Below are 9,360 nucleotides of genomic sequence, written 5' to 3' on the forward strand. Positions count from 1 at the left end.
TATGAAGCCCGGATCGACGTCTCCAGCGGCATGATACAACTCGCCATGGCAAGCCTGCTACTCCGGCGTGTCTGCCACTGAACAGGTTGTCAAACGGACTCTAGCTGCTTGGCTCGAAATAAGAGTCAAGGAAGGCGAGCCATTTCGCAGATTAATATTGCCAACCCCGCCGCTGAACTGGACTCAGATCGGCTACACTCGCCGCCTATCTTTCCCGTCACGAGCCGACCTACGTTTCCTTGATCACGCTATGGCCGAGAGCAACCGCGGCCCCTCAGATATTCCCGGTCTCTTACGCATTATTGGTGCCGCTATCCAACAAAGGGGCGCCTCATCGGGCATGATGGCGGCGTTCGAAGAATTCCGTACAGCGTTCCGTGCTGGTGTCGCTTCGATCGATCATCGCTTCTGGCGTCTCGTGCTGCGCGCCGCGAGGAGCGTTGACCGAGCGGAGCGGGAAGAAGCGGTCCTCGAACTCGGATTTGATGAGGATGCCCGCCGCTTGATCCTGCTGGGATCGGCCGATGAGATTGCAGCACTGAGCGTTGTCAAAGACCTGGGCACCGCTATGCGGTCTGAACTCGTGACGAGGAGCGCTAACCTCGCAATGTCCGCGATGCGGGGCATCACGTTCTTTCGCCAAGTCGGTATGGCGCGTTGGCGCGCTCAGGAAAATCCACCACCCGGCGCGACCGGAGTACATCTCGCATTCTCCGCTGTGCATGCAGATCCAGTTCTTAGAGTCGAACTCCGTTTGTTACAGAGCGGGGACTGGTATCTTACAACTGAGCCCGGCGATCAGCGGACAGTGGACAAAGTTCTCTTGCGTCTCCGGTTCTCGCGCCTGCAAGGAGAGCAACTGCTCGACATAGCGCTCGTCGGTGGCGTGCGGGTGGGAAGTTCATGGCTCGGGCGGAAGATGTTCCTTCCGAGGATAGAGGCTGGCGATCGACGAACGACGGTGACCCGTGTTGCTGGCCAGGATGAAGGTGCGCAGATCACTATTGATGACGGTAGGCTGTTGTCGCGCGAGTCGGTCGATGGCACCTACGAGGTGTCGGCCGCCACTGGAACAGATGGCGAGATGGCTGGATGGAGCCGACGCATCAGGTTTTTGGCTGATGCCGCGCCACATCTCGAGCTTGACGGAGTTGCCTATAACGAGCCGCTGGTGCGGGAATGGCTCGCGTGCAAGCTCGCCAGCACACATACAATTCGCCAGACCGAACTCGAATGGAGTGACGCGGCACCGGCTTCGGCGGACCTTCAAGAAGCCATATACGCGGCTGGTCGCGCGGGACTCTCGGAAGCAGAGGTCTTGGACCTCATTGTGCGAGGAGCCGACGGCAGGGTCGAGCCGTGGTCGATACTCAGAACGCTTCATGAAGGTGGGTTTGTCGAGGCTAGGCACAGACATCGATGGCGTGGGCGAGTGTGGACGCTCGTGGCGCCGAAGCTTACGGTGTTGGATAGCAATGCACCACACACGATTGTAGTGGAGGGTGCATTGTGCGCAGCGCTGGAACGAGAGTTCCGCGAAGTGGTGGGCGGCCTAGGCGGAAAGCCCTTCCGGCGTCTCGGCGTCTCGGCATGGGCACCGGCAGTGGTCGGGGCGACGGGGGTCGAACCGGACCAACTCGCAGCACGTCTCGGATGGCGTGTGCTGAAAGAGGTGACCGAGCCGAATTTCGTGCCGGTCGCACTGGAGCGATCGGACTTGGTCGCCGAGCACCATCTCTTGGCAGCCAGTTGGGACTGGGATCGTCGGCGCTTCGTAACCGGCACGGTTGGCCCATGTGGCGTGTCGCTGACCCGCTGGGTCCATCCTGGAGGTCGCGACCACGATGTCTATCGAGTCAAATCATCGAGGCATATCTCGTCACATATGACGCGAAATGCTGCAATACTCATGGCGCACATCGTCGCTCGGAAATCGCTTTTTCGGGTCGAAGGCGACAAACTGGTACGTACGTCGAAGGAAGGTGCGCTGCCGCTTGAGTTCGCAATATGGCTCCGGCGTTTCGCGCTCGCAGGTGGCGGCACGTTGGAAGGGGGTAGCTACGGCTATTTACTCGGCGGATATGACGCCGCGTGTATCGCTCGCGCCTTGCCTGGCTGCATTGAAGGAGTAAGGCAGGGCAATTCGACGCGAGCCAGCATTAAAGCAATGATGGCGGCCCGGCGGTTGGGTGGAAGAAGCCGCATTCGCTGGGTGGATGGCGTGATGGTGGCGACACCATGACAGGCGGAACCCAGGCCGGCATGACACAATGGTACGCTGGACGCTTTACGCGTCGGCGCGGCGCATATGGAACGGTCGATGTTCTCGCTAGGGCAATGGCCGAGGGGTGGAAACCTCTCGACACGCCTCAGAAGCTATTCCCGAAATCCGGACAGGTCGAGATTTTTGGGACGGCGGCTTCGTCTTTGCGTCCAGGTGACTGGATCGCATTTCAGGTCGTGTTGAACTCGAGGCGAGGCGCTCCTTCGTTTAGGGTCAGCACGCACCGCCTGATGCCACGCTATGTGGATATGACAACCCTCGGCTCCGTAGAGGCGGCCCGTGTCTTCCTCTCCAGCGAGGGCTGGGTTGACAGCCGGCAACCCGGCCACTGGGCTGTCCGCTTTACGGTGGATCGCCTTCTCGTCCTTGATCTCGCCCGCGGACATGGCGACATACTTCGGGCGACAGGATCGGGTTTACAGCGCGTCCTCTGCTACGACTTTGATGCGGCCCGCATCATTTCCGAACCGGCAATTCCTGAGCCGGGTTTCCTGTATGATCCGGGTGAAACAGCGCCACAGGGAGTGTACGACTGGTCGGCGGACGCGGACTACATCGCGCGCGTTGTCCGATCACTCGCGGGCGCGAGCGATCCACGGCTGGAAGAGCTAATCGCGTGGCTCGAGCTTCATAGGGACGATGTCACAGGCCAGGTATCTGCGACGGGCGCCGATCCCGTAAAAGCCTTCGAGGCTCTCAGGTCGGGAGAATTTGCCGCGCGGCTTTCGACCGACAAGGCCGTAATGGAAGCGTATTTCTCCGCAGTGCGCGACGATCCAGCGGTCGCCCGCGTCGTGGCGGATGCAGCAGCGCAGGCCGCCGCGCGCGACCGCGAGTCCGTCTTCGCTGCTCTGAGGTCCGAACTCGCAGCTGATCTGCAAGCCGAGAAAGAGCGGCAGGACGACGAGCTGAAGCAACGAGAACGTGAACTCCAGAAGGCGCTCGAGCAGCGAGTGAGCGCCCGAGGCGCCGCCCTTGAGCGCGAACTCAAGGACAGACTGGCGGCGCTTGCCCAAGAGACCGAGGCGCAGACGGCCGCTCGAAATGAAGCGCTGACTGCGGAGATAGCCGCGCTCACGAAGGATCGGGACTCGATCCTGGCTGAACGAGACGGACTTCAAGCCGAAGCTGCCCGGCTCGCCGATGATATTTCCGGACTGTTGGAAAGGCGCCGTCTTGCGGAGGACGAGGTTTCGCGGCTGTCGTCAACCATCATGGCTATGACGCAACGGGTCGAGGTACCGACGCGAGCGCTGGTACATTTGCCCGGCACCAACGACAATCGGGGTGCGGTTCTGACCGTTGAGCGACTTGCGGCAGAGATTTTGCGAACAGCCCTGCTCACCCCAAACGGCAAGGTACTGATGGAGCGCTTCGCCGCTCTGCTACTTTCCGGCGAGTTGCCGGTGCTGGAGGGTGCTCAGGCCGACGACTTCGCACTCATGGCGGAAGCGTTAATGGCCGCGGGCCGGCTTGTGGTCTTCAACGCTGATGAGACGATCCTCACCCCCGAGGACCTCTGGTCCCGACCTGGGTCCGGAATCGCCTCTCCAATTGCTCAAGCATCTCAGCGTGCGCAGGATGGCGAAGAGACTTTCCTCGTCCAACTACGTGGTATCGAACGCTCCGCCGCCCGCGCTTGGTATCCGGCGCTCGCCGCGCACGCGCGCCGAGGTCTGCTTCCTCGTCGTCTGCTGCTCTTCGCGACCGTGATCAATTCGGAATCCGAAGAAGCACAGGCGCTGCCGCACGATGCATATCGGATGAACATCGAAGGCGCTGTTGTTCCGAACGCTTCGCTCGTTGCGCCCAGCCTTCTCGGCTTTGGACCGGCATCAGTCGCCTTTCAGCTCGACCCGGGCAAGCGCTTAGAGGACCTCTCACCAGCCTTGCCAGTCTTTCCGGAACTCGGTGTCGACATCAGTCTGGCCATGTCGTTGAGGGTTGCCCGGGTCACGATGGAGACTTTGCGGCTGCGCCCCGGCGACCACACGACAGCACTGACTGCGGCGAAGGAATTCTGTAACGCCACCGGACATGGGCGTTCACCGGAGAACGGTGTCAAAGGAGAACGAAAGAATGCTTGATCCTGTCGGGGGCTTCCAGCGCATCAAGGAATTCTTTACCTCGTATGTGGAGACGAGCTTTCGGATTTCCAATCCCGTGGTAGCGGAGGCGCGCCGCGATTTGCTAGGCCGGCCCGATATCTTCGCGACGGTACCTTTTGTCGAACCTGTGCTGAGATATCGTTCCCACAGCGCGACGCTAGAGGATTTAATCGATCTGGACGACGGCCCACTCGGTCCACTTTCGCGAGAAGCGCGCATTGCGTTCGTCGAACTTTCGCTTTCCGGACTTTTTGAAGGTGACGACGCTGGCGGAGAGGTCCGACGTAGATCCCGGTATGCCCCGTATCAACATCAGGTGGAGATGCTCTACCGCGGAGTACGGTCCGGCCAGCCAGGCATCGTCACATCGGGCACTGGGTCTGGCAAGACCGAAAGCTTCATGCTTCCGGTACTCGCCGCCATCACGAACGAGGCGGTAACTTGGCCGGTGCCAGAGCCCGGCTACCTTCAGGATCGCTGGTGGGCGCAACCCCGATCCCGCTGGATGCCCCAGCGAACCGGTGAGACTAGGCCGGCGGCGATCCGTGCTCTGGTGCTCTATCCAATGAACGCGCTTGTCGAGGACCAAATGGTCAGGCTTCGGCGGACGTTGGACTCTGACGAGGCGCGGGCAGTCATGAGCTGCCGATTTACTGGCAATCGCATCTTTTTTGGCCAGTATACCGGCGCCACCCCCGTCACGGGTTACGAGCATCATCCGCGCATGTCGCATCGCGAAGAAGAACGGAAGCGTAGAAGCCGTAGGTTAAGGCAGCTGCGCGAAGCATTGCGCGGCTATGACGCTGACCAGGTCGCCGCTAGACGCCACGACGCGGAGGCGGCTGCCGCCGCGATCGAGGCCGGGCTGCCTCCACCGGACAAGACCCGATTCATTTTCCCCTCTCTGGACGGTGGGGAAATGGCCTCACGCTGGGATATGCATGCTACCCCGCCTGACATCCTCGTGACGAACGCTTCAATGCTCGGAGCGATGCTCTCGCGCGAGGTGGAGCAGGGCATGTTTGAGCAGACCCGGCAGTGGTTGGCCGAGAGCAACGACGCGTACTTCTATTTGGTTTTTGACGAGCTCCACCTCATCCGCGGATCGGCAGGAACCGAGATTGCATTCTTGGTGAAGTCGCTCATTCAGCGGCTAGGCTTGGACGCGCCTGCCAATCGGCACAAGCTGCGCATCCTGGCCTCTTCCGCTTCGCTGCCGATGGAAGGCGAACCCGGATTCCAATCTAGGCGCTACCTGCGCGATCTCTTTGCGCCCTTCGGGACAAGCACTGGGCTGGGTGATCCGGGTTCGGACGACGCTGACTTCTGGGAAGGCTGCGTCGTGAGGGGCGTGCCCGAGCTTCCCGAATGGCAGGGGGGCGCAATTCCGGCTGAGCCATTCGTCAACCTCCTTAGGGCGGCGACAGCCGGAGGCAGCGACCTTGTCGCGCACCTGGAGGACGGTTCGAGAATGAACGCGGCTATCTCCTCAGCCGCATCGGCTCTCGGTGTAACCGCCATCGGTGACCGGCAGGTTCCCGCCCTTGCCGAGGCCGCTGCGGCAGTCCTGGTCCAGGCCTGCTGGGATGGTGAAGGCGTCCGAGCGACTTCCCTTGACGAAATTGCGAGGCGCGTCTTTCCGGGCGCAGTGGAACCCGGATCTGCAGTGCGTGGACTTATGCTCGCGCGATCACTACCCGAGGCTCCCAACTGGAGAGCGAGGGTTGATCCCGCTACGCCCTCATTCCGCATTCACTGCTTCGTTCGCAATATTGAGGGTCTCTTTGCAGCTCCCTCGGTGGCCGAAGACGGCTCCATCCGCTACGCCAGTCTCGGGGTGGAGCGCGGCATGTCGCACGCCTCCCCAGCGCCTGGGGAGGCGCGCGGACCCCGCCTTTTCGAGTTGCTTTACTGTGAGGCGTGTGGCGATCTTTTGGTCGGCGGTCAACGTGGCCGCGCTACAGGCACGAGGCGCGAAACCGAGCTTTTGCCGTCTTCGACCGAACTCGAAGGCCTGCCCGAACGTGCAGCCGCCGAATACTATGATCGCATGACCTTCGATCAGTTCGCGGTGTTCTGGCCCCGCCGCACCAATCCGCTGAAGCCTGAGAGCAACTACGACGACTGGGAAGCAGCAAGCCTCGACCCTGAGACTGGTGTAGTTACAGTCGGCGTAGAGGTGCCACAGGGTTCAATTGGGGGCTATCTTTACTTTCAGCGCGACGAGGCCGTTACCGTGCGCGGGCGCGTCGTCGGGATCAAGACGGCGCAGCCTTACTGCTGCCCGAAATGTGGGACAGACTACTCTAACCGTCCATCAAGCAGCCGATCCCGGTCGCCAATTCGCGCTTTCAGAACTGGTGTGAGTAAGGCGTCTCAGCTCGTCGCAACTGAACTGTTCGAGCTACTCTACGCTATCGGAGCCGAGCCGAAGAGCATTGTGTTCTCCGATAGCCGCCAAGATGCAGCGAACCAGTCACTCGAAATTGAGCGTCTCCATCTGCGCGATCTGCGACGAGAGGTTCTCGTTTCGGTTGTGCGCAATTACTTGGAAAGGCGTGCGAGCGAGGTCCTGGACCGGGATGCGGCCATGGCACGCATAAACGAGCTGATGACCACCGGCCGGCACGAAGAGGCGATGGCCCTGATGACCAGGCTCACCAGCCAGAACAATGATCGGCAAGTGAGCATCCTAAACCGTAAAGTCCAGTTGGAGCGAATTTTCAGTTACCAAGCCGACGACAAAGGCGATGTCGGGGAGATAATTGCCGAGTATGTACGTCTCGGCGTCCATCCATTCGACGAGGTTGGGCTGAGGTCATTCAATGGCCGACCATGGTATGGCGCGTTCATTGGGCGTAATGGCGGCATCACCTACAACCCCTCTCTCACTGATACCGAACGGCAGCAGCTGTCGTTGAATATCTTCAATGCGCAGTCAGAGCTGGTTGATGACGTTATTTTTGCGAATACATTTTTTGCTTTGGAAGAAACTGGCCTTGCTTATCCGTCGTTATCGCTCGAATTGAGCGACGAGATCGACCGTATGGACGCTTGGCTGCGTGTCTTCGCAAGCGCAACGAGAGTTCACGAAAACAAATATTTCGACCCCAGACGCATCCGCGAATGGACGAGCGCAGCGTCGGTGCCCATCACCAACCGTGTGGCGCAATTCGCCCGCGCCACATTTGGCGACGACTTTGCAGATGGTCTCGACGGCATCCTGGTTAGGTTGCAGACAATGGGCCACCACAACGGCATCATCCGGGTGCGCCAAATCTACCTCAGGGTCGCTGTCGAGACTGATCCTTACTGGCGCTGCGGATCCTGTGAGCGCGTCCACATGCATCGCGGAGGTGGGATTTGCACCCGGTGTTACGCCCCACTCGCTCAAGCTCCGAGCGGTCAAGTCTCAGAATTGTGGGAATCTAATTTCTTGGGCCGGCGCATCGTCCGGGGACAGCAGGAGGGTGTGAGGCGCTTCCGGTTGCGTTGCGAGGAGTTGACAGGCCAGACCGACAACTTTTCAGATCGGCTTCGCAAGTTCAAAGGCATCTTCGTAGACGGAGAGGATTCGGTGTCTCGACGTGCCCGCGAGATCGACATGCTCTCAGTTACAACCACAATGGAGGTTGGCATCGACATCGGAGCGCTGCAGAGCGTCTACCAAGCGAATATGCCCCCGCAGCGCTTCAACTACCAGCAGCGCGTTGGACGCGCGGGACGTCGCGGCCAAGCGTTCTCGCTCGTGATCACCTTCTGTCGTGGTCGCAGCCACGACGCCTACTATTTTGCGCATCCGGCTGCCATCACCGGTGACCCGCCACCCCCGCCGTTCCTGGCCGTTGATCACGATCCAATCCCAATGCGTCTGCTTCGCAAGGTATGGCTGCGTGCAGCATTCGGTTTGCTCCGTCAGGAATGCGCCGAGCAAGGCATGGATTTTCCAGGCGATGATTTGGTGCCACCGGATGTGCATGGCGAATATGTTCCGACGAGCGACTATTATGGCGATATCGCGGGCGAGAATTGGCCGGAGCGGCTTCGTAATGCGCTGGAGGCTACTGTTGATGTGCGCAATAGGTTTGTAGAGGCGTCGACGATCGACCGCGATCAAAGAGCGAGGTTGCTTTCCGGTGCCGAGGTCGAAATATTACTGAATGAAATTTGGGCGGAACGCCCCTTCAGGCCGCGCACCCGCAAAGGCCTTGCACAGTTCTTAGCTGAGCGCGGGCTCCTGCCGATGTACGGCATGCCTACAAGAGTCAAGCAGCTCTATCTCGGTTTGCGGCCAGAGACGGACGACAGGGATGCCGATTATGATTGGTCGACGATGGATCGTGACCTCGATATGGCCGTATTCGAGTTTGCTCCGGGATCAATCCTTACGAAGGACAAGCAGAAGCACAAAGTGGTGGGCTTTACCGGTGAAATGCTCCCGCCTGAGCGCAGGGGGCAGGAAATCATCCTGAATACTGCGTCGGGGTGGAGGGAATCCCAACATTACGTAGCGCTTTGCACCCACTGTGGCTCGGCCAGCTACGCCATGGACCAGCCGAATGCTCCCGAAGCCTGCGCCGACTGTGGCGGCGAGATCGCGGCCGACGAATTCAAGATCTATGTCACGCCAGCTGCTTTTCGGACCGATTTTAGGCCCGAACGCAATGATCTTGACACAGTGGGAAGGATGGCGACCAGGACGGTCGCGACAGTCTTACACGAGGGCGAGACGGCGGATGCAGGCAACGTCCGCGTTCGGCGGGGGGCAGGCGTCACGATCATGCAACTGAACGATGGACCGGATGACCGTCATGGCAACATGACGCGCTTCACGGTCATGGAGACGACGGATTTTGCTGTCCCGGCTATGGCGCGACAATCTGGATGAGGGAGCGCGGCGATCAGGATGAAAAGGGCTGGGGTCGCGGCTGAAGAATGATTGTCGCGGGCGGGGGCGGTTTTCAAGCC

General features: G+C 60.3%; 3 protein-coding genes. All 3 read left to right on the forward strand.

Going from position 1 to position 9,360, the window contains the following annotated elements; all coding sequences use genetic code 11:
- Positions 1 to 250 precede the first annotated feature (250 nt).
- Positions 251 to 2,242 carry a hypothetical protein gene (locus tag ACSVC7_RS32200; protein ID WP_448208672.1) on the forward strand — a complete coding sequence of 664 codons (1,992 nt, stop codon included), beginning with the start codon at positions 251 to 253 and terminating at the stop codon, positions 2,240 to 2,242.
- Between the two features lie 272 nt (positions 2,243 to 2,514).
- Positions 2,515 to 4,371: a hypothetical protein gene (locus ACSVC7_RS32205; RefSeq protein ID WP_448208671.1), complete on the forward strand. Its 1,857-nt coding sequence runs from the start codon at positions 2,515 to 2,517 to the stop codon at positions 4,369 to 4,371.
- Positions 4,343 to 9,280 carry a DEAD/DEAH box helicase gene (locus ACSVC7_RS32210; RefSeq protein ID WP_448208670.1) on the forward strand — a complete coding sequence of 1,646 codons (4,938 nt, stop codon included), beginning with the start codon at positions 4,343 to 4,345 and terminating at the stop codon, positions 9,278 to 9,280. Before ACSVC7_RS32205 ends, ACSVC7_RS32210 begins: the two co-directional genes overlap by 29 nt.
- The last annotated feature ends 80 nt before the right edge of the window (positions 9,281 to 9,360 follow it).

It is taken from the genome of Azospirillum mesophilum, from assembly GCF_053470405.2.

Excerpts from the sequence above, each read along its gene's own strand:
- ACSVC7_RS32200 (WP_448208672.1), top strand. The coding sequence starts at position 251 with ATGGCCGAGAGCAACCGCGGCCCCTCAGATATTCCCGGTCTCTTACGC.
- ACSVC7_RS32205 (WP_448208671.1), top strand. The coding sequence starts at position 2,515 with ATGCCACGCTATGTGGATATGACAACCCTCGGCTCCGTAGAGGCGGCC.